Genomic DNA, 26,378 nt, shown 5'->3' with positions numbered 1-26,378 from the left:
GCATGCAAGGGATCAGGATTCAGCCTAGGCAGACGTTGGCCGCTTGTCCAGAAGCGCCGGATGCGTGGCATTCGCGGCCACGCATCCCGGGATCGGCGGCTGCCTATTGACGCGTTGCGGCCACTTGCTTCTGGGCCACCATCTCGCCGATCAGGCGGATCACGTCGCGGCTGGCATGCTCAGCGGCGCGCATTTCGTCCAGGATGCGGTCGAAAGCCACCTCGTCGCGCAGCCAGTCTTCGCGCGACGCCTCAATCGCGCGCTGCACGCTGCGGTGCACGGTCTTGTGCGGCTGCTCGAGACTGCGATAGGCCGGCAGATGCGCGAACATTTCGCGCCCTGAGCCTTCGTAATACCAATGCCCGAGACGGCACTCGGTCGGCCCCACCGCGACGATGCGCGCTTCATCGTTGTCGCCGCCGCGCTCGACCGCCACATAGCCGTTTTGCATGAAGATGACATGATCGAGCTTGACCAGCGTGCCGAAGATCTGCTCGCGCGCGGCGCTCAGCCAGGTGATGGTCTCCTCGGCCGAGTGGGCCACACCGGCGAATTCATTGGCAAAGTCGCTGACGCGCTCGGTCACCTCGGCGGTCTGCCCGGTCATCTCGCCGGTCTGGCCGACCATCTCGTCGACGCAGGCGCCCAGCCCATCCACCACGCCGCCGATCTCCTGCGTGGCCTGCCGGGTGCGTTCGGCCAGCTTGCGCACCTCGTCGGCCACCACGGCGAAGCCCCGCCCCACCTCGCCGGCACGCGCCGCCTCGATGGCCGCATTGAGCGCCAGCAGGTTGGTCTGCTCGGTGATCTCGGCGATGATCCGCACCGTCTTGTGGATCTCCTGGCTCGAGGTGCCCAGCTCGCCGGCCGCCTCGCCCAAGCGCTGCATCCGCGCGTTGACCGAGTCCATGGTCTGGCGCAGCACCTCGACGGTATCGCGGCTGGTGCGCGCGCCAGCGCGGTTGCGTTCGGCGATGGACAGCACGTTGGTCATCACATCGGTCACCTCGGTCAGATCCTGTTGATTGACCTTGAGATTGGCGAACAGCGATCCGGTGTTCATCTCGTGCAGGCCGGCCGACAGGCGGTTGCGCTGCGAGAAGGTGTCGGCCTTCTGCATGGCGTCGAGCGCCAGGTTGATCTCGTCTTCCGACTTGCCGAAATCACCCGGCATGCCCATCGACAGCGCCGGTCGGGTGAAGTCGCGCCGCGCGGCGCGCTCGAAGCAATTGGAGACGTCCTTGAAATAGGTTTCGACCACATCCATCAGGTCGTTGAAGTTCCAGGCCACATGCCCGATCTCGCCCAGCCCCTTGACATGGGTGATGCGGTGGTGGGTGTCGCCCTTGCGCGCCGCGACGATGGCGCTGTTGAGCCGCGCCACCGCATCGAGCGTGCGGCGGTGGTGGCGAAGGGCATAGGTGGCATAGGCCAGGGCGCCCAGCGGCAGCATGGTGTTGAAGAGGCTCGGGCCGTCGCGCCACCCATCGTAGACGGCCAGCGCCCAAACCGAGCCCACGAACAATGCGCACATCAGCACGAAGCGCTGCGAGGCGAACAAACTGCCACGGCTCAGGCCGCTGGTCCGGGCGAAAATCTGCTGGTGGTTCATGTGGGTCATCCTCATGCTGCCAGATGGCGCTTGTAGCAATCGAGCACGAACTGCTCGTAGCTCACACCGCGCTCGGCCAGCTGGGCACCGAGCCAGTCGATCGACGCATCAGGCGCGTTCTTCTTGCCCGCCTGGGCCTCGATCGTGCACATCTGCCGGTAGATCGGCTCAATCTCCGCAACCGCGCCCTTCGGTGCCTGACGACGCACCGAGTAGTAGCCGATGACGCGACCCTGCATGCGATCCGGCGTCACATTGGCGAACACCCAGTAATAGCCACCGTCGGCGGTCATGTTCTTGACGAAACCAAACCACTCGCGCCCCTCCGCCAGCGTGTCCCACAGCAGGCGGAAGGCGCCGCGCGGCATGTCGGGATGCCGGATCACGTTGTGCTGTTTGCCCAGCAACGCACCTTCGGGGAAGTTGGCCACGCGCATGAAGACGCGATTGGCATAGGTGAGGCGACCGGCGGTGTCGGTCTTGGAAACGATCAGCTCGTGGTTTTCGAAGCGAACCTCCTGCTGCGTCGGGACGATGCCTGATTTCATATGACGATCCTGTTTTGCCTGGCTCGGCATGACGGCGAGCGACACCGCCCGTCGAACACGAATGCGGATCCGCGCAGGCACGCATCGAATCCCCGGTTGCAGGGGGATTATCGTTCCGGACAGCCCGTCTCTTAAGAGGGTGGCGACTTAAATTTCGAAATTCTTGATGTCGCGCAAGAATGCCGGCGAATGGCGCCGGCTCAGCATTTCGACATCAATCCGGCGCAGCGTGATACGCAGCAGCCAGCACCGTGAAATCCGAGATCTGCGCGCCCAGCCAGTCGGCATCGCGGCCGAGTTCATCGGCCAGGATGCGCGCCACCTCGGGGGCGACGGCGCATGCGGCGTCGGCATCGAGAAAGAGTGCGCGGCTGCGCCGGGCGAGCACGTCCTCGACGGCCAGCGCAAACTGCGCGCTCGCCGCGTGGCGCACCTGCGCTTCGGTCAACGCCAGACGCGGATGCAGGCGTTCGCCAGCCGCGAGCACAAGGTCGACGTGCAGCGGCAGATCGGCAGTGCGGCAGACGCGTGCGCTCAAACCGGCCTCACGCGCCGCACGGTCGATCACCTCTTCGGCCATCTGCCGATACGTCGTCCACTTGCCGCCTGCGATGGTGATCAGCCCCTGCGGCGAGACACGGATCACATGCTCGCGCGACAGCTCGCTGCGCGGCGCGTCGGGGTCGGCGGCGATGAGCGGGCGCAGGCCGGCGAACACGCTCTTGATATCCGCACGGCCGGGCGCGCGTAGCAGATAGCGCGCGGCGGTGCGGAGGATAAAGTCGATCTCCGCGGCCTGCGCCTGCGGTTCGAGCGGAATGTCGTCACGCGGGGTGTCGGTGGTGCCGAGCAAGACCTTGCCCTGCCACGGGATCATGAACAGCACCCGGCCATCGTCGGTCTCGGGCACCAGCAGCGCGGTGTCGCCGGGCAACCAGTCGGCATCGACCACCACATGCACGCCCTGGCTGGGTGCGAGCATGGGCGGCGCATCGGGAATGGCCATGCGGCGGATGTCGTCGGCCCACACGCCGGTGGCGTTGATCACCACACGGCCCATGAATTCCAAAGCCTGACCGGTGATTTCATCGTGCCCGCGCACGCCGGTGATGCGCCCATCCGTCTCGATCAGGTCGGTCACCGGCGCATAGTTGAGCGCCGTGCCGCCGTGGTCGAACACGGTCTGCGCCAGGGCGATGGCCAGGCCGGCATCGTCAAACTGTCCATCGAAATATTCCACCCCGCCGAGCAGCCCCTCGGGCCGGGCGTTGGGCAGCGCCGCGCGGGTCTGGGCCACCGACAAACCGCGCACCCGCCCCAGGCTGTAGCGCCCGGCCAACCATTCGTAGGCGGTGAGACCGACGCGCAGCTTGAACTGGTCCCAGCGGCGGTAGACCGGCACCACGAAGCGCAGCGGCGTGACCTGCGCCGGCGCATTCTTGAGCAAACGCGCGCGCTCGACCAGCGCCTCGCGCACCAGCGCGATCCGGCCCTGGCCAAGGTAGCGCACCCCGCCGTGGATCAGCTTGGTCGAGCGCGAGCTGGTGCCCTTGGCAAAGTCGTACGCCTCCAGCAGCAGCGTGCGATAGCCCCGGCTGGCGGCATCCACCGCCGCGCCCAGGCCGGTGGCGCCGCCGCCGATGATGATAACGTCCCACTGCGCGACGGCCTGCGCCGCCGCCAGCAAGGCCGGTCGCGCCAGCGCGGGCGGCGCCAGCTTGATGTCGTCAGGCGCCATCGGCCCAGCCCCGGTTGCGCTCGATAGCCTTGTGCCAACGCGCGATCAAGGCCTCGCGCCAGTCAGCCGAGGCATTCGGCTCAAACGCCCGGTCAAGCTGCCAGTGCGCGGCAAGAGCCGCGTCGTCCGGCCACACACCGACCGCCCGGCCGGCCAGAAAGGCCGCGCCCAGGGCCGTGGTTTCGGTCTGCTGCGGGCGCAGCACCGGCACGCCGAGCAAGTCGGCCTGCAACTGCATGAGCAGGTTATTGCGGGTCATGCCGCCATCGACGCGCAGCTCTTTGACCTCCGCCCCATCGGCGGCCATGGCGGTGAGCAGATCGACATTTTGCAGCGCCACCGCCTCCAACGCGGCGCGGGCGATGTGGGCCGCCGTGGTGCCACGCGTCATGCCCATCAGACTGCCGCGCGCGTAGGCGTCCCAGTGCGGCGCGCCGAGCCCGGCGAAGGCCGGCACCATCACCACCTCACCGCTATCGCTCACCTGCGCGGCGAGTGCTTCGATGTCGCCCGCCGAGCGGATCAGGCCGAGCCCATCGCGCAGCCACTGCACCACGGCGCCGGCCATGAACACACCGCCTTCGAGCAGATAGTCGGTCCCCTCGGGCCGCTGCCAGCCGATGGTGGTGAGCAGGCGATGCTGCGATTCGACCGGCTGCTGACCGGTGTTGAGCGTGAGGAAACAGCCCGTGCCATACGTGTTCTTGGCCATGCCGGGCGCTAGACAGGCTTGGCCAAAGGTGGCCGCCTGCTGGTCGCCCGCCACGCCGGCGATCGGGATCGTCGCGCCCAGCACATCCGGCGCGCACTCGCCCAGCACACCGCTGGACGCCACCACCGTTGGCAACACCGCACGGGGGATGTCGAACAGCGCCACCAGATCGTCGTCCCACCGCTGGCGGTGAATGTCGAACAGCATCGTGCGGGCAGCGTTGCTGGCATCGGTCACATGACGGGCGCCATCGGTGAGGCGCCACACCAGCCAACTGTCGATGGTGCCAAAGGCCAGCTCGCCCGCCGCCGCGCGTGCACGCGCACCCGACACGGTGTCGAGTAGCCAGGCGAGTTTGGTGGCCGAAAAATACGCGTCCAGCTCCAACCCGGTGCGCGCGCGAATCAGCGGCGCATGGCCCTGAGCGCGCAACGCGTCGCAGGCTTCGGCGGTGCGGCGGTCTTGCCAGACGATGGCCGGCGCCACGGGCTCACCGCTGGCGCGGTCCCACAGCACGGTGGTCTCGCGCTGGTTGCTGATGCCCACCCCGCGCACCGCCCCCGGCGCCACGCCTGCCTCGGCCAGCGCCTGCCGCGCACAGGCCAGTTGCGTCTGCCAGATTTCGTTGGCGTCATGCTCGACCCAGCCCGGCCGCGGAAAATGCTGGGCAAACTCCTGCTGCGCCAGTGCACACACCCGCGCCTTGGCGTCGAACAGCATCGCGCGGGAGCTGGTCGTGCCCTGATCAAGCGCAAGGATGTAATCCATGAGCAATTCCCTTTGGGTTCTCGGCCGCACCCGCCGGGGGTGTGCCCGCACCGCAGGCTGGTAGATGTGCCGATGACTTCGACGATAGCGGATTCGCCTATCCGGCGAAACAACAACGCACCCAACAGATGAATGTGATTCATCTTTAACACCATGCTTTTCGTTTGAACCTCGCCGCGCCCTGCCCCAAGCTGAGCCCATCGCCTCACCGCCCGATCCTGCCCTCGCCCACCCGGCCACCGGCACCCCCTCGGGCCACCGCACCGCACAACGGACGTCCTGCCGGCAAGGCTTTGCCGGTTCATTCAAAGCATTTTGAGGACGCACATCATGAGTATGGAAAACCGCGACGGCTGGATCTGGATGGACGGGCAATGGACGCCCTGGCGCGACGCCAGAGTGCACGCCATGACCCACACCCTGCACTACGGCCTGGGCTGCTTCGAGGGCATCCGCGCCTACGCTACGCCCACCGGCCCGGCGATCTTTCGGCTGGACGAACACATCGAGCGCCTGTTTGACTCGGCCAAGATTCTCGGCCTCGACATGCCTTACGATCCATCCACGCTGCGCCAGGCCTGCATCGACGCCATCGGCAAGAACGATCTGGCAAGCGGTTACATCCGCCCGCTGGTGTATCTCGGCGCCGAAAAAGCCGGCGTCGATCCGGTCGGCACCGAGGTGCATGTGATGATCGCCGCCTGGGCCTGGGGCGCCTATCTGGGCGCCGACGGCCTGGACAAGGGCATCCGCGTCAAGGTGGCCAGTTTTGCCCGCCATCACGTGAACGTGCAGATGTGCCGCGCCAAGTCGGTGTCCACTTACACCAACTCCATCCTCGCCTGTCGCGAGGCGCGGCAGGAAGGCTACGACGAAGCCCTCCTGCTCGACACCGACGGCTTTGTCGCCGAGGGGCCCGGCGAGAACGTGTTTGTGGTCAAACGCGGCAAACTCTACGAGCCCGAGATCACCTCCGCCCTCGACGGCATCACCCGGCGCACCATCCACGCACTGGCAGCGGACGCCGGGCTGGAGATCGCCGCCCGCCGAATCACCCGCGACGAGTTGTACGTCGCCGACGAGGTGTTCTTCACCGGCACGGCGGCCGAGGTGACGCCGGTGGTGGAAGTCGACCGCCGTCGCGTCGGCAGCGGCCAGCCCGGCCCGATCACGCAGGACTTGCAGCACCGATTCTTCGCGACGGTGCGTGGCGAAGACACGACCCACGCACACTGGCTGACACCCTGCTGACGCGGTGTAGCATCGCCTCGCGGGCGGTGGCAAGATGAGCGCTCACCCCGCCCACCGAGCCACCGCAGTGCCCGCTGATCCAACGCCTGACACCTCCGACTCGCCCGCCTGTTGGCACGCCTGGTTCGACGGCTCCGCCGCGCCCAACCCCGGCAAACTCGGCCTTGGCGTGGTGCTGCAATCGCCCGACGGCGCGCAAACCGAGTTCTCGACCCGCGGCGACGGCACCGGCTGCAGCAACGAAGCGGAGCTTCAGGCGGTCTGCCTCGCGCTCACCCACGCACACGCCGCTGGCGCCCGACACCTCATCCTCACCGGCGACAGCGACTTCGCGGTGCGCCACGGAGCGGGCCTGGACCACACCGCCGTACCACGGCTGGTCGCGCTGATCGCTCAGGTGCAAGACTGGGCGAGCCGCTTCGCGCATGTCGAATTCCGCTGGATCCCCCGGCATCGCAACCAGACAGCCGACCGGCTCTCCCGCGCCGCGCTCGGCCTCCCCCACAAGCCGGCGCCACGCCCCGGCAAAGCCCGACCCGCCAAGCGTAGACGCAACGCCTGAGCACGCCCGCCAACGCACAAGTGTGCCCGCCAGTGGAATTCGGCACGCACGCCATCGCGTCACTACCACTAAACTACGGGTTTTTACCGGGGGATACTCACCGTGACCATCCGTGGCGTCTTCCATGCCCTGCCGCCCAAAGCCTTCGGGAACCGTATTCGCACGCGCGACGATCTGGCGCAATTTGTGAGCGGTACCCATGCCGTTGCGGCCAAAGCACAACTCGACCTCACCGACGCCGGCGACAGCCTGGCAGCCCTGTGCGAGCGCCTCGCCCTGCCTGACGCCATTGGCGTCCAGCCGCTGACCATTCCCAAAACCGCGGCGGCGCGCTACATCCCCGCCTATCGTTTGCCTGACCTCGCCGATCGCATCGACGCCGTCGCCCCCGGCGCGCTTGCCAAAGCCATCAGCCGTCGTGATATCGCCGCGGCCACTGACAAAGGCAACATTGCCCGCCAGTTCCTGCAACTCAAGCGCTTCTATCGCGACTGCGCGACGCATCAGTGCGACGTGCTGTTTGTGCAACACCTCGGAAAAGACAGCGCGCCCTCGGCGGACTAAGCATCGGCACCGCCGGGCAGACCGTTTCGCCGTCTTTCGTGTCACGCCGCCTCGACCCGATTCCGCTAAGATCGAGGCCTCCCCCGCACCGGCCCATCACATGCCACTGTCCGGCCGTCTCTCACGGCAAGCGCTTCTACGACTTCCCGCGACGCTGGTGCGATGCGCGATGGTGGTCGTCTGTCTGACGCCCCTGCCCGCGAGCGCCACCTCCCCCGACTTCGCCGCACGCTGCAACGCCCTGGCCGCGGCCGCGAGCGTGCGCGTGGTGTTCGAGGACCACCCCGTCGCGTATGACAATCGCCACGACACCACCGCACTCGGGCGTCGCTCAGGCGCGGCCGCGAGCCGGAATCACAGCGTGCTCGGCGTCACCCATGCCACACCGCAGAGCCGGCTGGAAGTGACCGCCCGGGCGCTTGTCGACACCGACGGGCGAGTCTGTGCCGCACCGGACATCACGCTGCATCTGGGGTTTTCGGAGATGACCGTCTCGCTGGCGCGCGAACTGACAACGGCGTGCCAGCGCCGCGTGGTCGGCGCGCACGAGCAGCAACATGTGGCGATCTGGCGCAATCACTACCGGGCCGGCGCCCGCCTGATCGAAACCCGCCTCCGTCAGGGGCCGCCCAAGCCGCTGTACTTTGCCTCCCGGCAGGCCATGCAGCGCGGCCTGTCAGTGCAGATCAAGGCGCGAGTCGCGCCCTTACTGGCACGACTGGACGCCGGCGTTGGCGCGGCGCACGCCAGTATCGACTCGCCTGCGTCTTACCGCGAAGTCGAAAGCCGGATGCGAGCCTGCCCGTAAGCAACGCTGGCCGTGGCGACTACGCGAGCGCCAGCAATACCAGCCCAAGCGCTGCGGGCAGCGCCTGCACATAGAGGATTTTCTTGCTTGCCGTGGCCGCGCCATACACCCCGGCGATCAGCACACAGAGCAGAAAGAAGACTTTCACCGGCCCGCCTTCCGCCCCAAGGCTGAGCCCCCAGATCAGGCCGGCGGCGAGAAAGCCGTTGTACAGCCCCTGATTCGCGGCCAACACTTTGGACGCTCGCGCCGCGTCCAGCGTCAGGCCAAACGCCCGCAAGCCCGCAGGCTTGTCCCACAGAAACATCTCGAGCACCAGTATATAGACGTGGATCAGCGCGACGAGCGCGGTGACAATCGAACTGAGCGTAGCCATGTACACCTCTCGAGGACTGGCGCCCGGCGCCGGACGTCGGCCTAAGCGCGGAGTGTAACGCAGCAGCCCTCGACGCAAAGTGCAAGCAGCACGCGCCCCCGCCCGTATGACCATCACTCGCTCATCATTTGTGACAGGACATCATCCGCGCCGGCGTACGGCACAGACCGTGCCACGCTGGCATCTCGACTGGTAATTGATGTGACGTCCGACGCGTGTCTCTCTTTATCGGCAAGGCCTTCAGCCTCGACGCAGCCAAACCGCGGCTACCCCGGTCGGATCCGGCAGGAGCGGCAAGCCAGGTGCAAGCCGACGGCGCTTACAAATATTCCGTTTCAATTTCCAATCGATGACAATGTCTTTGCTGACTGATGCGGTGATATACCTGCACAGGCTGATCGTTTCAACGTGGCATTGAACACAAATGCCCGACTTCCCTTGTCTCCAGGAGACGCACTATGCATTCACCCCCACTCACCATTCTCGCCATCAGCTTCGCCATCGCCGCACCGTCGGCATGGGCGCTGCCTACGGTGGAGCTCACCAGCACTGCATCCGGTGGTTATAGCTACACGCAAGGCCCCAAGTCGAGCCAACTCGACATGACAGAGTCAGACACGCTCGGAGACCTGGTTTCAGTCGCCGCAGACAAGAATGGCTATGGATTCGAAGCCCGCGCCAAGCTCGACAACACGGCGCTGTCCGCCTTTGCCGGCACCACTTACCCCACCACAAGCGGCAGCATCGGTACGGCAAATGCCCTGGCCACCGCCAGCCTGACCGACTTCATCACGTTCTCGGGCGGCAGCGGCATGGGCACGGCGAGTCTCACCGCGCTCCTGACCGGCACCCTCACCGGCACCAGCGTCGGTAATGCCGGCTACGACCTGAACATCGCGCTCTACGACGTGACCGATGTCAACGGCAGCTACAGCCTGTCCAACCCCTTGCTGCTTGCCGCCGACACTCGCAGCATCAGCGGCCGCCAATTGGTGACCGTGGATGACAGCTTCCAGTCCAGCTTCGATTTCGAATATGGCAAGACCTACGGCATCATCGCCAGCTTTTCAGTCAATGCCACCAACGGTGGCATTGCAGACTTCAGCAACACCACCAGCTTTGCCATGGCTGCTGCACCCAGCGTCTCGCTCCACTCCATCGCCGGCATCAACTACGGCATCGCGGCTGCCGTGCCCGAGCCTGAGTCCTACGCCATGCTGCTGGCCGGCCTCGGCCTGATGGGCTTGATCGCGCACCGTCGTCGATAAGCCTGCCTCCACCAAAAAAACACCGGAACGCCTCACGGCCGATCCGGTGTTTTTGCATATCCGCCCGAGCGGCGGTTTCAAGAACGTGTTTTACGTGACTTGCGACCGCCTTTCTTTGGCTCCGCCCTGAGCCACTGCGCCCGCCACGCGGTCAGATCCGGATAGAGACGGGATTCACGCCCGGCCAAAGTGGCCTGCAGTACACGCAAGGCGTCAAGATCGGTCTTGCCAAGTTTTTCGGGCAGCACCGGTTGCAGCAGTACGCTCAAATCACCGCGCCCGCCGCTGCGCAAAGGCAGCCCGTGACCGACCAGCGTGTGCCGGGTTTCGCTGGCAGTGCCCGCCGTTACGCTCACCATCTCGGTCTCGCCGCCCGGCACTGGCACCGCCACCGCACTGCCGGCCAACAAATCAAACAAAGGCACTGGCACAGTCACTTCCAGCGCGTCTCCGCGCAGGGAAAACAAGCCATGAAGCCGCAACTGGCTCTGCAGCAACAAGTCGCCCGGCGGCAAATCACCCACCGCCGCAGCCTTGCCCGCCAGGCGCAGACGCCGCCCCGGCCACATACCGGCCGGCACAGTCACACGCACCTTGCGCCCCGAGCGTGTTTCGCCCGACCCGGCGCAGGTGTCGCAGGTCGCCTCGGCACTGTAGCCCCGGCCGCCGCAGGCATCGCAATGGTCGAGCCCCGTCTTGCTACGCACCCGTCCACTGCCGCGGCAGCAGCTGCACATGCGCGACGAGGCCAATGTGACCCGCCCGGTGCCGGCGCACTCACCACAGGTTTCGGGGCGTTCGAGCTCCAGCACATGCACGCCGCCAAAAATGGCCTCTTCGATATCCAGCCACAGGGTTTCGTGCTGATCCGGACCCCGCACGGGTGCGCTTTCAGCGTCGGCCGCGGGCGTTACCTCGTCGTCTTCATCGCTGCCCCGCACCAGATAATCGTGCGCCGCCTTGATCTGCCGGAAACGCTCCGCCGCACCGTGACCGTTGTTGCGATCCGGATGCCACTGCATGGCCAGGCGGCGGAATGCGCGCTTGATCTCGGCCGGCAAGGCGCCGGGGGCGAGATCGAGAACTGCAAAAGCATCGGCACGGCTGGCAGGTGACATGGGTGATGGATCGTGACACTGAACGGAGGCAAGGCAGCAAGTCTACCTGTTGCCAGCCCGATCTGGGCGAATGCACGCGGGCTCGCTCAGAACACCGACAAGCCCGTTTTCGCCACAAACAATTCCAGGGCACGCATGCCCACCACCGAGTTGCCCGTGCTGCCCAGTCCGGGCGACCACACACACAAGGCCAACTCGCCCGGCACCACCGCCACGATGCCGCCGCCCACGCCACTCTTGCAGGGCAGCCCGATCAAAAATGCAAACTCACCCGCCGCATCGTAGGTACCGCAAGTGAGCATCAGCGCGTTGATTCGCCGCGCCTGGCGCGGCGTGACGATCTCGCGCCCACCCACCGGCTGCACGCCCGCGTTGGCCAGATAGGCCATGGCACGCGCCATCTGAACGCAGTTCATGGCGATTGAACACTGGTTGAAATACACGTCCAGCACCCGATCCACGTCGTTGTCGATCTTGCCGAAGCTCTTCATGAAATTGGCCAGCGCGGCATTGCGAAAACCGGTCGCCCGCTCCGACTCAGCCACCTCGGGGTCGAAGGCGACCGACTCGCCGCACAGCGTGCTGACCAGATCCAGCAACTCCGCCTTGGGGTCATCGCTCAAGGACATCAACTGATCGGCCACGCAAATCGCCCCCGCGTTGATGAACGGGTTACGTGCCTTACCCTGTTCAACCTCCAGCTGCATCAAGGAATTGAACGGATCACCGGAGGGCTCGCGGCCAAGGCGAAGCCACAGCTGTTCGCCGACCTTTTTCAACGCCAGCGTGAGGCTGAACACCTTGGACACGCTCTGTATCGAAAACGCCTCCAGCGCATCGCCCGCCAGCGCCACCTCGCCGTCCACCGTGTACAACGCGATCCCGAATCGCTCGACCGGCACCCGCGCCAGCGCCGGAATGTAATCCGCCACCTTGCCCTCACCGACCAGAGGTTCGACCTCGTCGACGATCGCGTCGAGCACCGATTGATAATCCACACATCACTCCTTGATGGCATCGCCGTTGCGCGCAGTGTAGCGCCTGAACGCCGGGACGCAGCCAGACGAAGCACACAATCAAACTTACTTTTTTGTTCTGGCACCAGCCCACCGCAACGACTAGCTTGGTATTAACGTGGCCCCAGGCTGCGCCCCCAAGGAGACATCATGAAAATCAAAACCGTACTGGCCGCAACGCTCTTTGCCCTCTCCACCGCCGCCTGGGCATTTCACTGTCCCGCCGACATGAAGAAAATTGACGAGGCCATGTCCAAAAACCCGCAACTCACGGCGGAACAAATGGCACAGGTCAAAACCTGGCGCGCCGAAGGCGAAACCCTGCACAAGGCCGGCAAGCATCAGGAATCCGTCGACACACTCGCCAAGGCCATGAAAGTGCTTGGGATGTGATTCCCCCAAATGCTGGATCAGGGCCGCCTTGCGCGGCCCTTCTTTTACCGAACAGTGCGCCTCAAACGTCGAATCTCCGGCGACGCCGAAACAACACACCCAGCCCGCCGAGCATCATGGCCCAAGTGGCAGGCTCTGGCACCGGGCTCAACACGAAACCGTAGCTTTGCCCATTCAACAGACCCGTACCAACGATTTGCCCCTTTTCGTTGATGCCGTTGGCGCTGCTCAGCACCCAGCCTTCGGCCGGATCAATCAAAGCATTCAGATCCTGCATGCCAGCAGTTTCGGTCCATCGCATCGCATGCGCGACATCGCCGACGTAAGACCAACCGATCACCTGTCCCGCATTGTTGATATCCGAAGCGAAACTGCTCTCGTAACCTGTGGCAGCGCCAGACAAATGCCCGAGACTCTGCATTCCGTCAGTTGCCGACCACAGAAAAGCACACCAGCAATCGTCACCCTGGTTCCATCCGATCACCTGACGCGCGTCGTTGATGCCGGTCGCACGACTGTTTTCGTAGGCACCCGGCAGAAAGCCGAGGTCTTGCATGCCGCCGGCTTCGGTCCACAAAAACGCATGGTTGCCACCCGCAACTGAGCGGCTTGTCCCGACGACATCGCCGCCCGCATTGATCGCCGCCGCCGAGCTAAACCCCGTCCAGCCGCTGTAGTCCGACCCGCCGGTCAGCGTACCAAGCAATCGCTGAGTGCCGTCGGGTGTGGTCATGGCCGCGACCTGCGTACCGGCACGATTAACGGTGCCCGCTATTTGATTCTGATCGTTGATCGCCGCCGCCAGACTGCTCACCTGAGGACTGGATGTGTTCAGGTACTGCATGCCAGTATCACGCGTCCACTGGAAGGCATCATCAGTCCACTCGAGATCGGTGCGGGGAATGCGAGTGCTTCCGGAGACCCCGGCGCCCACCACCCGATTCTCGTTGTTGATCCCCAGCGCCATCGAGTCGGGCGTCGCCCCAACGAGCTGGCCGAGATCCAGCATGCCGCTACCGGAAGACCACAAAGACGCTCGATAATTAGACGCCGTAGTTGTTCCAGCGACCCATCCGGTGTCATTGATATCGGTGGCGATAAAGCCACTCGCAATCGGCGTGACTGTGTAGCTCACCGCAGCCGACGCCACCGGGGCCGCCAGGCAAATGGACAACACGCTCACACACAGTCCGACACGCCCAATCGCAGGCAGCGGCCTCGCCGCACACAACACATTCATCGCCAACCCCACAGGAAGCAGAAAACCCCAGAAGGTTAGCACACAACAATTCCAAACGACTATGCCATAAAGCTAACCAACAGCAACATTCCCGCCACCGAATCCGCGGCACCTCACGCCGTCCGCAAGCCCAGTTTCACCGCCCAGCGCCGCAGCTTCTCGCCATCGACCAAACCGGTCGCCAGCGAGGTGCCGGCCAGGATCACCCCGGCGCCGGCGAGCATACGCAGGCCGAGGGCTTCGTCGAGGATCAGCACGCCCCAGCCCATGCCGAAGGCGGGAATCAGAAAGGTGACGGCGATGGCGCGGGCCGGGCCGATGTTGGCGATGAGGCGGAAGTACAGAATGTAGGCAACAGCCGTGCAGGCCACGGCCAGCACCGCAGCGGCGCCCCAGGCGCCGAGGCTGATCGGGCCGCTGGGCCATAGCCACCAGGCCAGGGGCGCGAGCGCAATGGACGCAGCCGTCTGACCGCCGGTGGCGATCGCGAGCGAGGACACACCTGTGAGGTATCGCTTGGTGTAGTTGGCCGACACGCCATACGACAGCGTGGCGAGCAGGCCGGCCACCACCGACAGCGCGATGTGCTCACCATGAAAGCCGGCCTTGCCCGACACCAGCACGCCCACGCCGATGAAACCGATCGCCAGACCGGCCGCGCGCCATTTGGTGAGCCGTTCACCAAACCACAACCACGCCACCACGGCCGCCCACAGTGGCGCGGTGGCGTTCACGATGGAAGCGAAGCCGGCGGTGAGCGAGAGCAACGCCCAGGCGATCAACACGAAGGGCAGCGCCGAGTTGAGGATGCCGATCACGGTCAGCGGCCAGGCATGTTGAATGAGTTCGCGCCACTGACCGCGCCAGACGATGATCGGCAGCAGAAACAGCGCGGCGAACAGTACGCGGATGAAGATCAGCCCGACCGGGCCGAACTCGGGCGCAGCCTGACGCATGAACAGAAAGCTGGCGCCCCATAGCGCGGCCAGCACGAACAGATCAAACGTGTCACGCGGTCGCATGCGCGGCCTCCAGATCCAGCAGCGCGCGCTTGCGCGGCAGGCCGCCAGCGTAGCCGGTGAGTGAGCCGTCGCGGCCGATGACGCGATGACAGGGGATGATCAGCCAAATCGGGTTCTTGCCCACGGCGGCACCGATGGCGCGGGCGGCGGTCGGTCGGCCCAGTGAAGCCGCCAGCGCACCGTAGTGCGTGGTCGCGCCGTAGGGCAGTGCCAGCAAGGCAGACCACACCGCCTGCTGGAATGGCGTGCCTTGCGGCGCCAGCGGCAGGTCGAAGACACTCAATTCGCCGCCCAGATAGGCGCCGACTTGCCGCGCCGCCTCGTGGCATAGCGCGTTGGCCGGCAGATCGCACGCCGCCTCGTCAAAGCAAACGCGGAGCAGTCCGGCGTCGCAGGCGCGCACCTGGCATACGCCGAGCGAAGTATCAAAGCGCAATCCGTAGTGCGGGGTGTTCATGATGGTGTCTCCTCGGCTTCGCCCAGCGAAGCCCATAAATGCATGACCGCGTAGGCCCGCCACGGCCGCCAGGCTTCGGCCTGGAGGCGTGCCTCGCGGGTGCTGCACATGCCCAGCGCGGCGCGCACGCCGTAGTCGCCGTCGGGGTAGGCGTCCGGCCAGGCCAGCGCGCGCATGGCGATGTAGTGCGCCGTCCAGGGGCCGATGCCGGGCAAGGCCTGAAGCTGGGCGATGGTCTCCTGCACTGGCGCGCCGGGTGAGAGCATCAGCCGCCCCTCGGCCACCCCCGCGGCGAGCGCGATGATGACTTCTGCGCGCCGGCTGATGACACCGCGCTCGGCAATCTGCGAGATGCTGAGTTCGGCGATACGCTCGGCGCTGGGGAAGCCGGTGTTCAACTCCGCCCAGGGCGTCTCGATCGGCTCGCCAAAAGCCGCGGCAAAACGCCCGGCCAGGGTACGTGCGGCCTTGACCGTGATCTGCTGGCCGAGCACCGCGCGCACCGCCATCTCGATGCCGTCGAAGGCGCCCGGCAGGCGCAAGCCGGGGCGGGCCTCGGACAACGGGCCGAGCGCTTGCAGCACGGCCAACGGATCGGCATCAAGGTCGAACAGCCGCCGCACGCCTGCCAGCACCGCGGGCACCACGGCCGACAAGGTCGGAGACAGCGTCACCTCAAGCGCGGTTTTGCCGGGGCGCACCCGCAGCCAGCCGCGGTGCCCATCGAGCCGGACGGTGCGACGGTATTCGCCATCGGCCACCTGCTCCACGCCAAGGATGGTGCGCCCGGCAAGGAAGTCGATCAGCCGCGCAAAATCGAAGGGCGGCCGGTAAGCCAACGTGAAATGCAGGCCATCGCCCGCCATCTGCCGCACCTTGCCACGCAGCGCAGACGGCACCATGCGGTAGTTGCGCTGAAAGGCCGATTCGAGTGCCCGCAAGCTGCCGAAGCCGGCGGCCGCCGCCACCTCGGTAACGGGCAGCGCTGTGTCGGTGAGCAGGCGCTTGGCCAGCAACAGGCGGCGGGTACGCAGATAGTCTGCCGGCGCGACCCCAAATTGTTCACGAAACAGGCGGCGCAGATGGCGATCGGTGATGCCAACCTTGCCGGCCAGCGACGTTACCGACAAATCGTCCGCCAGGTGCGCATCGATCAGGCCAGCCGCGGCGTGCGCCAGCGTGGCGCTCGCGTCCATGGCCGACAACCCCGGCGCCAGCTCGGGCCGGCAGCGCAGGCAAGGGCGAAAGCCAGCGGCCTCGGCGGCCGCCGCGCTCACATAAAAACTGCACACGGTTCGCCGCGGCGTGCGCACCCGGCACACCGGCCGACAGTAGATGCCGGTCGAGCTCACACCCACGAACACCCGGCCATCAAAGCGGGCATCATGGGTGGTAAAAGCGTCATAGCAGCGGTCGGGATCGAGTTCCATGCCTGCATTATGGTCAGCCCGGACGCATCGGGCACGAACACATCGGACATGGAATCAGACAAAACTGTCCGGGCCGCGGCGCACCGTCCTGTCGGTGACGCAAGGCCTGTGGTTCAATGCGTTTTTGTGTTGCACCGCGCCATGCCATGCCCGCCTTTTGGATGATCCTCGCCAGTTTGCTGTTCGCCTGCATGGGCGTATGCGTCAAGCTCGGCGCGGACCGCTTCGGCATTGCCGAGCTGACCTTTTACCGCGGTCTGGCCGGCTTGCTGTTCATGGCGGTGTTCATGCGCAGCCGGGGCACGCCTTTTCGCACCCGGCACTGGCGATTACAGCTCACCCGCGCCGTGGCGGGCTCGATTGCGCTGGGCTGCTACTTTTTTGCGATCAGCCTGCTGCCGTTGGCCGCGGCAGTCACGCTTAATTACACCTCACCCATTTTTGTCGCACTGCTGCTCGCCCTGTGGTTTCGCGAGCCGCTGCGCGCGCTGGCCATCGGCGCCGTAGCACTCGGTTTTCTCGGTGTGGTCGTGCTGCTGCGCCCCACCATCGCCCCGGAGCAATGGCTGGGCGCCGTGGCCGGGCTGGCCTCGGGCCTGATCGCCAGCCTCGCCTACATCAATGTGCGAGAACTCGGCCGCGCGGGCGAGCCGGAGTCGCGCACGGTGTTTTGCTTTTCGTGTGTCACCTGCCTGGGCGCCCTGCCCTTCGTGTTGGCCAGCGACGGCTTTACCGCGCCTGATGCCACGGGCGCCGCGCTGGTGCTGGGCATTGGCGTGTTTGGCACGGCCGCCCAACTGGCCATGACCCGCGCCTATCGCGTTGGCGCCACCATTGTCGCGGCCAATCTGGCCTATTCGACGGTGATATTCGCCAGCCTGTTCGGCGTGGTGTTGTGGGGCGAAGTGCTGCCGGCCGCGGCGTGGCTGGGCATTGGCATGATCGTGGTCAGCGGCATGCTCATCACCCGCGCCCGCGCACCGGCCCCCGCCGCATCACACCGCGATTGAAGCCCCACCGGCCGGTCGTTATAGTAGAGACAGGCCTTCTGCCCAAAAGGAGCATGGCATGATCACCAAAGAGCACTCCGACGGACTCGTCGCTATCGCCGTCTTCGGCGAATTCACCCTCGCGGACTACAAAGAGTTCGAAGAGCTGGTCAATTACAAGATCAAGTTCGAGGGTCCGGTCAATCTGCTGATCGACCTGCGCGAGATGAGCGGCTTCACCATCGACGTGGCCTGGGAAGAAATCCGCTACAGCCGTGAGCACAAACACGATTTCGGCAAGATCGCCGTCATCACCGAAGACCAATGGGCCACCTGGAGTGCCTGGGTGTCGCAGATGTTTGTTGACGCCGATGTACAGGTCTTCACGGATGAACTCAACGCCCGCGCCTGGCTGACCGACGCGGAAACCGTCGCATGACCGAGCCGCTGCGCACACTCATCACCCCCGAGCGCCTGATCCACCAATTGCAGGCGCCCGGCTGGGTGGTGGTCGACTGCCGGCATGACCTCGGCAACCCCGACTTCGGCCGCGCCGCTTACACCAAAGGCCACATCCCCTGCGCCCATTTTTTGCACATGGACGATGAGCTGTCCGGCCCGCGCACGGGCAAGAACGGCCGGCACCCCCTGCCCGATCCGGTCGCCCTGGCGCAACGTCTGGGTGAGATCGGCATCAACCGCGACAGCCAGGTCGTTGCCTATGACGACGGCGGCGGCATGTACGCGGCCCGCCTGTGGTGGCTGCTCAACTGGCTCGGCCATCGCAACGTCGCGGTACTCGACGGCGGCTTCCAGGCCTGGTGCTCGGCCAACGGACTGCTCAGTCAGAAAGAGGTCACCCCCACGGCCACCCGCTTCGACGCCGAACTTCGGCCGCTCGCCGTTGACGCGAGCTATGTCGACAGCCACAAGGGCGGCGACGCCATGCTGCTCATCGACGCGCGCAGCCCCGACCGCTTCCGCGGCGAGAACGAAACCATTGACCCGGTCGGCGGCCACATCCCCGGCGCAATCAACCGCTTCTTCAAAGACAACCTCGGCCCCGACGGCCGCTTCAAGTCAGCCGAACAACTACGCAGGGAATTCACCTCACTCGTCGCCGGCCGCGACCCGCAACAGGTCGTGCACCAATGCGGCTCCGGCGTCACCGCCTGCCACAACCTGCTGGCGATGGAAATCGCCGGGCTGTCTGGCGGGCGGCTGTATCCGGGGTCGTGGAGTGAATGGTGTGCGGATGCAGGGCGCGCCATCGCGACAGGCACCTGAGACATCAATGACCATCAGAGTCGTTCGCCTCGGCACCGACCGCGCACCGGACGAAGGCACCCGCATCGGCACGGTCCGCCGCCCGCCTCGCGGCGTGCCCAAGACCGAGTTCGCCTCACGCAATTTCTATGATGTGTGGTTCCCGGTACTGGCGCCAAGCGGCGACACCATGAAACTCGGCCAGGCGGCAAAGACCGACGCAGAATGGTCGGCGTTCAAGAAAAAGTACCGCTCAGAAATGCGCGAGCCCTCGGCCGCCCATGCCCTCGCACTGCTTGCAACGCTCTCGCACCAGAGCAACTTCTCGGTCGGTTGCTATTGCGAGAACGAATTGCACTGCCACCGCTCGGTGCTACGCGATCTCCTGAAGGAAAACGGCGCAGCCATCTAGACCACGGGCAGGCTGTAGACGAAACCCCGGTGGGGACGGCTTGATCGCGCGACGACGCGCTGATTCTGTTTCGCAGCCTTCGGGCAACGCGCAGGGAATATCTCTCACCCCACCGATGTTCTATACCTGAATGACAACCCCATTCTCACAGCAGCCAGAAACCCGTTGCTGTCGCCCGCGTGCGGGCTTCGCGCGCCGACCGGAAGGAGACGAGCATGAATCACAAGACCACACTCGCACTACTCGGCACGGTTTTACTGGCCGGCTGCAGCACCATGGGCGGACACGGCGGGATGAGCTTTTTCGTCACCAGCGCCGGACCCGGGCAAGGGGCAAACCTGGGCGGTCTGACCGGCGCGGATGCGCACTGCCAAAAGCTTGCCGCCGCTGCCGGCGCCGGTAACAAAACATGGCATGCCTACCTGAGCAGCACCGGGGTAAATGCGCGCGACCGCATTGGAAAGGGCCCGTGGGCCAACGCCAAAGGTGAGCGCATTGCGAGCAGCGTGGCCGACTTGCACAGCGACCAGAACGGGCTGACCAAGCAGACCGCGCTGACCGAAACCGGCGAGGTCATCAACGGGCGGGGCGACACGCCCAACCGTCACGACATCCTGACCGGCTCGAACCCGGACGGCACACTGGCGGCGGGCAAAACCTGTAACGACTGGACAAGCAGCGGCGCCGGCAGTGCCATCGTTGGCCACCACGACCGTATCGGTTTGCGCGACGACGCACCGTCAAAGTCGTGGAACAGCTCACACGGCTCGCGCGGCTGCAGTCAGAGCGATTTGCAGGGCACTGGCGGCGACGGCCTGTTTTATTGCTTTGCGGTGAACTAACGGCGACGCACCTACCACTCGATACGTTCGATCTGGCCGAGCGAGCGCCCCAGAAACCGCTCCCCAATGGTCTGAAACCGCAGCGGGATATCGGTCACGCAGAACTGCGCGGACGAGTGCTGCTCGCCAGCGTTGGCCAGCTTCAACCGGACTAGCGTCTGCGCAGCTTGTTCGGCAACCGTAATGGCGGAGTCGACCAGCCGCACACCTGGGCCGGCCACGTCCATCAGCAGCGGTTTGAGCAAGGGGTAGTGGGTGCAGCCGAGCACCAGCGAGTCCACATGCTCGGCGAGCACCGGCTTGAGGTATTCGAGCGCGGTCATGCGGGTGACCGGGTGGTCGAGCCAGCCCTCTTCGACCAGCGGCACGAATAGCGGACAGGCCTGCGAATAGACACGCACGCTGGGGTCGAGCGCATGCATGCGTCGGGCGTAGGCGTTGGAGTTGATGGTGGTGGGCGTACCGATGACGCCGATGGCGCGACCTGTCGAGCCGGCCACCGCGGCCTGTGCACCGGCGTCGATCACGTCCAGCACCGGCACATCACCCGCCTTTTTGCGCACCACATCGCCAGCCACCGCGGCCATGGTGTTGCATGCGACGATGAGCATCTTGACGCCGCGCGCCATCAAAAAGTCGGTGATCTGCTCGGTATAGTGGCCGATGGTGGCAACCGACTTGATGCCGTAGGGCACGCGGGCAGTGTCGCCGAAGTAGACGATGTTTTCGAGCGGCAGGCGCTCCATCAGCGCGCGCACCACGGTCAACCCGCCGACGCCGGAATCGAATACACCAATGGGCAGGGAACGGTCAGCAGGCATGACGACGGTCGGGCGAAAAAGCGGCCATTCTACGCCGATGGCGGGCTGCGGTCGGCGTGTTGCGCCAGCGCCCAGGCGACATGTTCGCGCACCAGTTCGGACGGATCCTCCGCGCGGGCCTGCAGCGCCCCCAGCACCGCCGGCATGCTCGGCGCGTTGCCCAGGCCGACGGCGAGATTGCGCAGCCAGCGCTCATGGCCGATGCGGTAGATCGGGCTGCCCGGCATACGCGACTCGAAGTCGTCAGCGGTCCAGGCGAACAGTTCGACCAGCGAGGCGGCATCGAGCCCGTTGCGCACGGCAAAATCCGCTTCGGCGGTGCGCTGCGCGAATCGGTTCCACGGGCACACCAGCTGGCAATCATCGCAGCCATACACCCGGTTGCCGATCAGCGGGCGAAACTCGGCCGGAATCGCGCCGTGCAATTCGATGGTCAGGTAAGAGATGCAGCGCCGCGCATCGAGCTTGTAAGGCGCGACGATGGCCTGGGTCGGACAGACGGTGATGCAGGCGGTGCAGTCACCGCAGTGGTCGCTCACCGGCGGGTCGACCGGCAGCGGCAGGTCGGTAAAAATTTCGCCCAAGAAAAAGAAGGAACCGGCCTCGCGGCTGATCAGCAGCGTGTGCTTGCCGCGCCAGCCGATGCCGGACTCGGTGGCCAGCGCCACTTCGGTCACCGGCGCGGAGTCGGTGAACACGCGAAACCCGTGCGGCACCTCCTCCGCGATGCGTTCGGCCAGCTTTTTGAGGCGTAAACGCAACACTTTGTGATAGTCGCGCCCAAGCGCGTAGCGCGATATATAGGCGCGCTCGGGGTCGTTCAGCGCCGCGTCGGCGTCGGCCGACTCGGGCCAGTAGTCGAGCCGTGCGGTGATCACCCGCAACGTGCCCGGCACCAGCTCGGCGGGGCGGCAACGGCGCAGGCCGTGTTTGGCCATATAATCCATCTCGCCGTGAAAACCCGCCGCAAGCCAGGCCTGCAGACCCGCTTCCGCGCCCGGCAATTCAGTGCCTGTGATGCCGACCTCGCCGAAGCCAAACCCCAGGCCCCACGCGCGAATTCGCGCCGCGAGTGCATCGACGTCGAACGCCTCGCCCACCGCCCCGGAGACCTCCTGATGATCCATTTTGTTCATAGCCCGGATGATAGCGACCCCAGCCTGCACACGCATCTGGCTGATGAAACCGACACCCTCGCCTTGGGCGCCGCACTGGCGCCGGCGATAGCCCCGGGGCTGGTGATTTACCTGCTAGGCGATCTCGGCGCGGGCAAAACCACGCTGGTGCGTGGCCTGCTCAGAGGCCTCGGTCACACCGGCAGCGTGAAAAGCCCCACATACACCTTGATTGAACCTTATGTAGTTTCTAGATTAGACTTATATCACTTTGATTTTTATCGGTTCACTTCACCAGAAGAATTTCTGGATGCAGGACTCGAAGAATATTTTTCAGCTCAGGGCGTCTGTCTGGTCGAATGGCCCCAAAAAGCCGAGCCGTATGTCAGCCCGGCGGACATCGAGATCAGGCTGGCAATTGACGGTGACGGGCGCGAAGCAATCATTCGCCCTCTGACGGACACGGGACGACAATGCGCAATAAAAATAGCGAAGCGCCCAGCCCAGTAGGGCAGCCCACCGCACGCCGCCACTTTCTCAAAGCGGCCAGCGCCAGCTTTGCCATGTTGGTCACCCCGCTCGGCCACGCCGCGCCCCGACTTGTGGCCGTACGCATCTGGCCGGCCGAAGACTACACCCGCATCACGCTCGAATCGCACAACGAAATCAAAGCATCGCAGATGGTCCTGAAAAATCCGGACCGTCTGGTCGTCGACCTCGAAGGCGTGGAATTCGACAGCGTGCTCAAGCACCTGCCCGACAACGTGACCGGTAACGACCCGTACATTCAGCTCATCCGTGCCGGCCGCAACCGCCCGGGCGTGGTGCGCGTGGTGGTCGAACTCAAGCAGGAAATCAATCCGCAGGTCTTCACGCTGCAGCCAGTGGGTGCCTATGGTCATCGGTTGGTAGTCGATCTGTACCCGACTCAGCCGATCGACCCACTGCTGGCGCTGATCGAAAAGAACTCCCCCACCGAAGCGGCCGTTGGCGAAGCGCCGACCCCGACCCGCGATGGCGCCGACGTGCAAACCGCCAAGCACACCGAGCGCCGTGACCCGGCCGGTGAGCGTCAGATGAACCGTCTGGTGACGGTCGCCATCGACCCTGGCCATGGCGGTGAAGACCCCGGCGCCGTGGGCCGTCGTGGCAGCTACGAAAAGAACGTTACGCTCAAGATCGCGCGCCTGCTCAAGAAGCGCATCGACGCCGAACCCGGCATGCGCGCCGTGCTGACCCGCGACGGCGACTACTTTGTGCCGCTGCACAAGCGCGTGCAAAAAGCGCGTGCGGTCAAGGCCGACCTGTTCCTGTCGATCCATGCCGACGCCTTCGTCAAACCCGATGCGCGCGGCAGTTCGGTGTTCGTGCTTTCCGAACGCGGCGCCTCGAGTGCGGCCGCCCGCTGGCTGGCCAAGCGCGAGAACAACGCCGACCTGATCGGTGGCGTGGCCATCGGCGGTCAGGACGGCCATCTGGCGCGCACCCTGCTCGATCTGTCGCAAACCGCCACGATCAACGACAGCATGAAAGTCGGCAAGGCCGTGCTGGCCGAGCTGGGTGACATCAACACGCTGCACAAGCGCGATGTCGAACATGCCGGCTTTGCCGTACTCAAGGCGCCGGACATCCCCTCGGTGCTGGTCGAGACCGCCTTCATCAGCAACCCGGAAGAAGAGCGCCGCCTCAACGACCACGCCTATCAGGACAAAATGGCCAACGCCATCCTGAAAGGCATCCGGCGCTACTTCGACGACAACCCGCCGCTGACCCGCACCCGCATCGCCCAGCTCAACTGAGCGCGCCCACGCGCAGACAGTGCACGCTGAACAACCGTTCAGCGTCGCACCACACCTGCTCGGTCACAAAACCCACGCTCGCCGCCAAGGCGCCGAATTCTTCCTCGCTGTACTTGTAGGAATTTTCAGTGTGGATGCCTTCGCCTTCGGCAAAATCGAAGCGCTGTCCGGCAATCTCGATGCACGTCGCGCGTTGCGCGCGCAGGTGCATTTCGATACGCCCCAGCGCCTCGTTGTAGAAGGCGTGATGCCCAAAATCTTCAACGTTCAACTGCGCATCCAACTCCTTGGCCATGCGCGTCAATACATTGCAATTGAAGGCAGCGGTCACGCCAGCTGCGTCGTTGTAGGCCGCATTCAGCCGCGCCAGGTCTTTCTTTAAATCGACGCCAATCAGCAGCCGCCCGCCCGGTCCAACCATGCCGGCGACCCAACGCAACAAGTCACGCACATCGGCCGGCTCAAAATTGCCCACGCTGGAGCCCGGATAGAACACCACCCGGTGCGCCTCGGGTGCGATCGGCGGCAGCGGAAATTCGCGGGTGTAATCGACACAGGTTGCGCGCACCCGAACCTGCGGATAGTCGCGCGCGATGCCCGAGGCCGAGTCGCGCAGATGGTCCAGCGAGATATCGAGCGGCAGGTATTCCGCCGGTCGCAAAGCATCCAGCAAACAGCGGATCTTGATGTCACTGCCGCTGCCGAGTTCGATCAGCGCGGCCTGCCGGCCCAGCCGCTCGGCGATCTCCACCCCATGGGCGCGCAGCAGGCCGATCTCGGTGCGGGTCGGGTAGTACTCGGGCTGCCGGGTGATGGCGTCGAACAAGTGCGAGCCCGCGGCATCGTAGAAAAACTTGGGCGCGATGCGCCGTGGCGATGCAGCCAGGCCGGCCAGCACCTCTCGCCGGAAATCGGCCACGGCGGGCTTCAGGTCGTGGAGTTCGAAATTGGGGAGTGCGCTCATGTGAGGTCCTGCGCGAGGCGGATGCCCTGAAACTGCCAGCGCTCCTGCGGGTAGAAGAAATTACGGTAGGTGCCGCGCACATGCCCGGCTGGCGTGGCACACGACCCGCCGCGCAAGACCATCTGCCCGGACATGAACTTGCCGTTGTATTCGCCCAGCGCGCCCTCCGGCACGCGATAGCCGGGGTACGCGAGGTAAGCCGAGGCGGTGTGCTCCCACACATCACCAAACAGCTGCACCAGCCCCTCGCCCACCGCGGTTTGCGGATGCAGTAGATCGGCATCAACAAAGTTGCCTTCGTTGGGCACGGCCCCCGCCGCATGCTCCCATTCGGCCTCGGTCGGCAGCCGCGCACCGGCCCAGGTCGCGTAGGCGTCGGCTTCAAAATGACTCACATGCGAGACCGGCGCGTTGAGATCGAGCTTGCGCATGCCGCCCAGCGTGAATTCATGCCAGTCACCGCCAATGCGCTCCCAATAGCGGGGGCCGCCCCAACCCAGGCGCTGCACCGTGGCCCAGCCATCGGACAGCCATAGCGCGGGATTGCGGTAGCCGCCAGCATCGACGAAGGCGAGGTATTCGGCATTGGTCACCGGACGGCTAGCCAGCGAGAAGGGTGTGAGAAACACGCGGTGACGCGGGCGCTCGTTGTCGTAGCAAAAGCCCTCGCCATCAAAGCCACTGCCAATCAAGCCGCCTTCGAATCCCTGCCAGGCCAGCGGCAGCGCATCGCCCTGCCGCGGCGTGGCCAGATCGCTGCGGTAGGCCGGACGCAGCGGATTGACCGAAAAGTGCTGCTTGATGTCGGTGAGCAACAACTCCTGATGCTGTTGCTCGTGGTTCAGCCCGATCGCCAGCCGCGTTTCGATCGCCGGCCACTGCGCCTCGTCCGCGCCCCCAATCAACGCGCGCATGGCGGCATCCACATGCGCCCGATAGCGATACACCGCCTCAACCGTCGGGCGCGACAAATGCCCGCGCTCGGCCCGCGGATGGAATTCGCCGACCTGTTCGTAATAGGAATTGAACAGCGTGCGGAACGCCGGATCAAAGATCGCATACCCCGGCAGATAGGGTTCGAGCAGGAAGGTTTCGAAAAACCAGCTCACATGCGCCAGATGCCATTTGGGCGGGCTGGCGAAATCGGCGCTCTGCACGCCATAGTCTTCGATGCACAAGGGCGCGCACAAGGCTTCGCTCGCCGCGCGCACCCGCATGTAGGCCTCGGCCCAGTCTTCACGCCGCTGCTGTGGCGCCTGATTGATGCTTGCCCGGTCATTCATCGCA

Annotated in this window: 28 protein-coding genes; 13 read left to right on the top strand and 15 right to left on the bottom strand. The window is 65.3% G+C overall.

What is annotated here, in order from left to right; genetic code table 11:
• Nucleotides 1-103 precede the first annotated feature (103 nt).
• From FHP91_RS01700 to glpK, 4 genes are all read right to left on the bottom strand, one after another.
• Nucleotides 104-1,612, bottom strand: coding sequence for a methyl-accepting chemotaxis protein (locus tag FHP91_RS01700; protein WP_246116189.1), 1,509 nt, complete (start codon nucleotides 1,610-1,612; stop codon nucleotides 104-106).
• An 11-nt stretch (nucleotides 1,613-1,623) separates the two neighbouring features.
• Entirely contained in the window at nucleotides 1,624-2,160 is a 537-nt protein-coding gene (locus FHP91_RS01695; protein WP_144307962.1) for a PAS domain-containing protein, read from the bottom strand.
• A 214-nt stretch (nucleotides 2,161-2,374) separates the two neighbouring features.
• Entirely contained in the window at nucleotides 2,375-3,898 is a 1,524-nt protein-coding gene (locus FHP91_RS01690) for a glycerol-3-phosphate dehydrogenase/oxidase (RefSeq protein WP_144307961.1), read from the bottom strand.
• Nucleotides 3,888-5,378 (bottom strand): glycerol kinase GlpK, encoded by a 1,491-nt coding sequence (gene glpK, locus FHP91_RS01685; protein WP_144307960.1) that lies wholly within the window; start codon nucleotides 5,376-5,378, stop codon nucleotides 3,888-3,890. Before glpK ends, FHP91_RS01690 begins: the two co-directional genes overlap by 11 nt.
• A gap of 330 nt (nucleotides 5,379-5,708) precedes the next feature.
• On the opposite strand from glpK, the gene FHP91_RS01680 reads away from it, so the two are divergent.
• The 4 genes from FHP91_RS01680 (at nucleotide 5,709) to FHP91_RS01665 (ending at nucleotide 8,563) form a co-directional block, all read left to right on the top strand.
• On the top strand, nucleotides 5,709-6,629 hold the full coding sequence (locus FHP91_RS01680) for a branched-chain amino acid transaminase (RefSeq protein WP_144307959.1): 921 nt from the start codon (nucleotides 5,709-5,711) through the stop codon (nucleotides 6,627-6,629).
• A 67-nt stretch (nucleotides 6,630-6,696) separates the two neighbouring features.
• Nucleotides 6,697-7,191 carry a ribonuclease HI family protein gene (locus FHP91_RS01675; RefSeq protein ID WP_222105079.1) on the top strand — a complete coding sequence of 165 codons (495 nt, stop codon included), beginning with the start codon at nucleotides 6,697-6,699 and terminating at the stop codon, nucleotides 7,189-7,191.
• Between the two features lie 102 nt (nucleotides 7,192-7,293).
• Complete coding sequence (locus tag FHP91_RS01670; protein ID WP_144307957.1) at nucleotides 7,294-7,755, top strand: hypothetical protein; 462 nt, start codon at nucleotides 7,294-7,296, stop codon at nucleotides 7,753-7,755.
• A 169-nt stretch (nucleotides 7,756-7,924) separates the two neighbouring features.
• Complete coding sequence (locus FHP91_RS01665; protein ID WP_144307956.1) at nucleotides 7,925-8,563, top strand: hypothetical protein; 639 nt, start codon at nucleotides 7,925-7,927, stop codon at nucleotides 8,561-8,563.
• A gap of 19 nt (nucleotides 8,564-8,582) precedes the next feature.
• Here the strand turns inward: FHP91_RS01665 and FHP91_RS01660 are convergent, their stop codons facing one another.
• Nucleotides 8,583-8,939 (bottom strand): DUF1304 domain-containing protein, encoded by a 357-nt coding sequence (locus FHP91_RS01660; RefSeq protein ID WP_144307955.1) that lies wholly within the window; start codon nucleotides 8,937-8,939, stop codon nucleotides 8,583-8,585.
• A 458-nt stretch (nucleotides 8,940-9,397) separates the two neighbouring features.
• Between FHP91_RS01660 and FHP91_RS21395 the strand changes: the two genes are divergently transcribed.
• Nucleotides 9,398-10,207 (top strand): PEP-CTERM sorting domain-containing protein, encoded by an 810-nt coding sequence (locus FHP91_RS21395; protein ID WP_144307954.1) that lies wholly within the window; start codon nucleotides 9,398-9,400, stop codon nucleotides 10,205-10,207.
• A gap of 77 nt (nucleotides 10,208-10,284) precedes the next feature.
• Here the strand turns inward: FHP91_RS21395 and FHP91_RS01650 are convergent, their stop codons facing one another.
• Entirely contained in the window at nucleotides 10,285-11,325 is a 1,041-nt protein-coding gene (locus FHP91_RS01650) for a DnaJ C-terminal domain-containing protein (RefSeq protein ID WP_144307953.1), read from the bottom strand.
• Between the two features lie 86 nt (nucleotides 11,326-11,411).
• Nucleotides 11,412-12,323 carry a glutaminase gene (locus FHP91_RS01645; RefSeq protein WP_144307952.1) on the bottom strand — a complete coding sequence of 304 codons (912 nt, stop codon included), beginning with the start codon at nucleotides 12,321-12,323 and terminating at the stop codon, nucleotides 11,412-11,414.
• A 168-nt stretch (nucleotides 12,324-12,491) separates the two neighbouring features.
• On the opposite strand from FHP91_RS01645, the gene FHP91_RS01640 reads away from it, so the two are divergent.
• A complete protein-coding gene (locus tag FHP91_RS01640; RefSeq protein WP_144307951.1) occupies nucleotides 12,492-12,734 on the top strand; it encodes a hypothetical protein in 243 nt (80 codons plus the stop codon).
• Between the two features lie 61 nt (nucleotides 12,735-12,795).
• Here the strand turns inward: FHP91_RS01640 and FHP91_RS01635 are convergent, their stop codons facing one another.
• The 4 genes from FHP91_RS01635 to FHP91_RS01620 form a co-directional block, all read right to left on the bottom strand.
• Nucleotides 12,796-13,917 (bottom strand): PEP-CTERM sorting domain-containing protein, encoded by a 1,122-nt coding sequence (locus FHP91_RS01635; protein WP_186301411.1) that lies wholly within the window; start codon nucleotides 13,915-13,917, stop codon nucleotides 12,796-12,798.
• A gap of 170 nt (nucleotides 13,918-14,087) precedes the next feature.
• Complete coding sequence (locus tag FHP91_RS01630) at nucleotides 14,088-14,996, bottom strand: DMT family transporter (RefSeq protein WP_144307949.1); 909 nt, start codon at nucleotides 14,994-14,996, stop codon at nucleotides 14,088-14,090.
• The gene (locus FHP91_RS01625; RefSeq protein ID WP_144307948.1) at nucleotides 14,983-15,453 is read right to left on the bottom strand and encodes a methylated-DNA--[protein]-cysteine S-methyltransferase; all 471 of its coding nucleotides are present in this window, start codon (nucleotides 15,451-15,453) and stop codon (nucleotides 14,983-14,985) included. Before FHP91_RS01625 ends, FHP91_RS01630 begins: the two co-directional genes overlap by 14 nt.
• Nucleotides 15,450-16,883: a DNA-3-methyladenine glycosylase 2 family protein gene (locus tag FHP91_RS01620; protein WP_144307947.1), complete on the bottom strand. Its 1,434-nt coding sequence runs from the start codon at nucleotides 16,881-16,883 to the stop codon at nucleotides 15,450-15,452. Before FHP91_RS01620 ends, FHP91_RS01625 begins: the two co-directional genes overlap by 4 nt.
• 146 nt (nucleotides 16,884-17,029) lie before the next feature.
• On the opposite strand from FHP91_RS01620, the gene FHP91_RS01615 reads away from it, so the two are divergent.
• From FHP91_RS01615 to FHP91_RS01595, 5 genes are all read left to right on the top strand, one after another.
• Entirely contained in the window at nucleotides 17,030-17,893 is an 864-nt protein-coding gene (locus FHP91_RS01615) for a DMT family transporter (protein WP_144307946.1), read from the top strand.
• A 58-nt stretch (nucleotides 17,894-17,951) separates the two neighbouring features.
• Nucleotides 17,952-18,311, top strand: coding sequence for a SpoIIAA family protein (locus tag FHP91_RS01610; protein ID WP_144179767.1), 360 nt, complete (start codon nucleotides 17,952-17,954; stop codon nucleotides 18,309-18,311).
• The gene (locus tag FHP91_RS01605; protein ID WP_144307945.1) at nucleotides 18,308-19,159 is read left to right on the top strand and encodes a sulfurtransferase; all 852 of its coding nucleotides are present in this window, start codon (nucleotides 18,308-18,310) and stop codon (nucleotides 19,157-19,159) included. Before FHP91_RS01610 ends, FHP91_RS01605 begins: the two co-directional genes overlap by 4 nt.
• A gap of 7 nt (nucleotides 19,160-19,166) precedes the next feature.
• A complete protein-coding gene (locus FHP91_RS01600) occupies nucleotides 19,167-19,550 on the top strand; it encodes a DUF488 domain-containing protein (RefSeq protein WP_144179765.1) in 384 nt (127 codons plus the stop codon).
• A 215-nt stretch (nucleotides 19,551-19,765) separates the two neighbouring features.
• Nucleotides 19,766-20,392 (top strand): hypothetical protein, encoded by a 627-nt coding sequence (locus FHP91_RS01595; protein WP_222105077.1) that lies wholly within the window; start codon nucleotides 19,766-19,768, stop codon nucleotides 20,390-20,392.
• 11 nt (nucleotides 20,393-20,403) lie between these two features.
• On the opposite strand, the gene murI is transcribed toward FHP91_RS01595, so the two are convergent.
• Both murI and queG read right to left on the bottom strand, forming a co-directional pair.
• Nucleotides 20,404-21,213, bottom strand: coding sequence for a glutamate racemase (gene murI, locus FHP91_RS01590; protein WP_144307944.1), 810 nt, complete (start codon nucleotides 21,211-21,213; stop codon nucleotides 20,404-20,406).
• Nucleotides 21,214-21,242: 29 nt separating this feature from the next.
• Entirely contained in the window at nucleotides 21,243-22,340 is a 1,098-nt protein-coding gene (gene queG, locus FHP91_RS01585; RefSeq protein WP_246116188.1) for a tRNA epoxyqueuosine(34) reductase QueG, read from the bottom strand.
• On the opposite strand from queG, the gene tsaE reads away from it, so the two are divergent.
• Both tsaE and FHP91_RS01575 read left to right on the top strand, forming a co-directional pair.
• Nucleotides 22,332-22,838 carry a tRNA (adenosine(37)-N6)-threonylcarbamoyltransferase complex ATPase subunit type 1 TsaE gene (gene tsaE / locus FHP91_RS01580; RefSeq protein WP_144307942.1) on the top strand — a complete coding sequence of 169 codons (507 nt, stop codon included), beginning with the start codon at nucleotides 22,332-22,334 and terminating at the stop codon, nucleotides 22,836-22,838. The genes queG and tsaE overlap by 9 nt on opposite strands.
• A complete protein-coding gene (locus FHP91_RS01575; protein ID WP_144307941.1) occupies nucleotides 22,802-24,127 on the top strand; it encodes an N-acetylmuramoyl-L-alanine amidase in 1,326 nt (441 codons plus the stop codon). The genes tsaE and FHP91_RS01575 overlap by 37 nt, the downstream gene beginning before the upstream one ends.
• On the opposite strand, the gene egtD is transcribed toward FHP91_RS01575, so the two are convergent.
• Both egtD and egtB read right to left on the bottom strand, forming a co-directional pair.
• Entirely contained in the window at nucleotides 24,120-25,091 is a 972-nt protein-coding gene (egtD, locus tag FHP91_RS01570; RefSeq protein ID WP_144307940.1) for an L-histidine N(alpha)-methyltransferase, read from the bottom strand. The genes FHP91_RS01575 and egtD overlap by 8 nt on opposite strands.
• Nucleotides 25,088-26,374 (bottom strand): ergothioneine biosynthesis protein EgtB, encoded by a 1,287-nt coding sequence (gene egtB, locus FHP91_RS01565; RefSeq protein ID WP_144307939.1) that lies wholly within the window; start codon nucleotides 26,372-26,374, stop codon nucleotides 25,088-25,090. The genes egtD and egtB overlap by 4 nt, the downstream gene beginning before the upstream one ends.
• Nucleotides 26,375-26,378 lie beyond the last annotated feature (4 nt).

Source organism: Denitromonas halophila (genome assembly GCF_007625155.1).
Lineage (GTDB): Bacteria > Pseudomonadota > Gammaproteobacteria > Burkholderiales > Rhodocyclaceae > Nitrogeniibacter > Nitrogeniibacter halophilus.
Note: the sequence above shows the minus strand (reverse complement) of the source record. Positions and strands in the feature narration are given on the sequence as shown.

Excerpts from the sequence above, each read along its gene's own strand:
- FHP91_RS01620 (WP_144307947.1), bottom strand. The coding sequence starts at position 16,883 with ATGGAACTCGATCCCGACCGCTGCTATGACGCTTTTACCACCCATGAT.
- tsaE (WP_144307942.1), top strand. The coding sequence starts at position 22,332 with ATGATCCATTTTGTTCATAGCCCGGATGATAGCGACCCCAGCCTGCAC.
- FHP91_RS01680 (WP_144307959.1), top strand. The coding sequence starts at position 5,709 with ATGAGTATGGAAAACCGCGACGGCTGGATCTGGATGGACGGGCAATGG.
- egtD (WP_144307940.1), bottom strand. The coding sequence starts at position 25,091 with ATGAGCGCACTCCCCAATTTCGAACTCCACGACCTGAAGCCCGCCGTG.
- queG (WP_246116188.1), bottom strand. The coding sequence starts at position 22,340 with ATGGATCATCAGGAGGTCTCCGGGGCGGTGGGCGAGGCGTTCGACGTC.
- FHP91_RS01700 (WP_246116189.1), bottom strand. The coding sequence starts at position 1,612 with ATGAACCACCAGCAGATTTTCGCCCGGACCAGCGGCCTGAGCCGTGGC.
- murI (WP_144307944.1), bottom strand. The coding sequence starts at position 21,213 with ATGCCTGCTGACCGTTCCCTGCCCATTGGTGTATTCGATTCCGGCGTC.
- FHP91_RS01600 (WP_144179765.1), top strand. The coding sequence starts at position 19,167 with ATGACCATCAGAGTCGTTCGCCTCGGCACCGACCGCGCACCGGACGAA.
- FHP91_RS01640 (WP_144307951.1), top strand. The coding sequence starts at position 12,492 with ATGAAAATCAAAACCGTACTGGCCGCAACGCTCTTTGCCCTCTCCACC.
- FHP91_RS21395 (WP_144307954.1), top strand. The coding sequence starts at position 9,398 with ATGCATTCACCCCCACTCACCATTCTCGCCATCAGCTTCGCCATCGCC.
- FHP91_RS01610 (WP_144179767.1), top strand. The coding sequence starts at position 17,952 with ATGATCACCAAAGAGCACTCCGACGGACTCGTCGCTATCGCCGTCTTC.
- egtB (WP_144307939.1), bottom strand. The coding sequence starts at position 26,374 with ATGAATGACCGGGCAAGCATCAATCAGGCGCCACAGCAGCGGCGTGAA.
- FHP91_RS01660 (WP_144307955.1), bottom strand. The coding sequence starts at position 8,939 with ATGGCTACGCTCAGTTCGATTGTCACCGCGCTCGTCGCGCTGATCCAC.
- FHP91_RS01625 (WP_144307948.1), bottom strand. The coding sequence starts at position 15,453 with ATGAACACCCCGCACTACGGATTGCGCTTTGATACTTCGCTCGGCGTA.
- FHP91_RS01695 (WP_144307962.1), bottom strand. The coding sequence starts at position 2,160 with ATGAAATCAGGCATCGTCCCGACGCAGCAGGAGGTTCGCTTCGAAAAC.
- FHP91_RS01630 (WP_144307949.1), bottom strand. The coding sequence starts at position 14,996 with ATGCGACCGCGTGACACGTTTGATCTGTTCGTGCTGGCCGCGCTATGG.
- FHP91_RS01665 (WP_144307956.1), top strand. The coding sequence starts at position 7,925 with ATGGTGGTCGTCTGTCTGACGCCCCTGCCCGCGAGCGCCACCTCCCCC.
- FHP91_RS01650 (WP_144307953.1), bottom strand. The coding sequence starts at position 11,325 with ATGTCACCTGCCAGCCGTGCCGATGCTTTTGCAGTTCTCGATCTCGCC.
- glpK (WP_144307960.1), bottom strand. The coding sequence starts at position 5,378 with ATGGATTACATCCTTGCGCTTGATCAGGGCACGACCAGCTCCCGCGCG.
- FHP91_RS01575 (WP_144307941.1), top strand. The coding sequence starts at position 22,802 with ATGCGCAATAAAAATAGCGAAGCGCCCAGCCCAGTAGGGCAGCCCACC.
- FHP91_RS01615 (WP_144307946.1), top strand. The coding sequence starts at position 17,030 with ATGCCCGCCTTTTGGATGATCCTCGCCAGTTTGCTGTTCGCCTGCATG.
- FHP91_RS01595 (WP_222105077.1), top strand. The coding sequence starts at position 19,766 with ATGAATCACAAGACCACACTCGCACTACTCGGCACGGTTTTACTGGCC.
- FHP91_RS01605 (WP_144307945.1), top strand. The coding sequence starts at position 18,308 with ATGACCGAGCCGCTGCGCACACTCATCACCCCCGAGCGCCTGATCCAC.
- FHP91_RS01690 (WP_144307961.1), bottom strand. The coding sequence starts at position 3,898 with ATGGCGCCTGACGACATCAAGCTGGCGCCGCCCGCGCTGGCGCGACCG.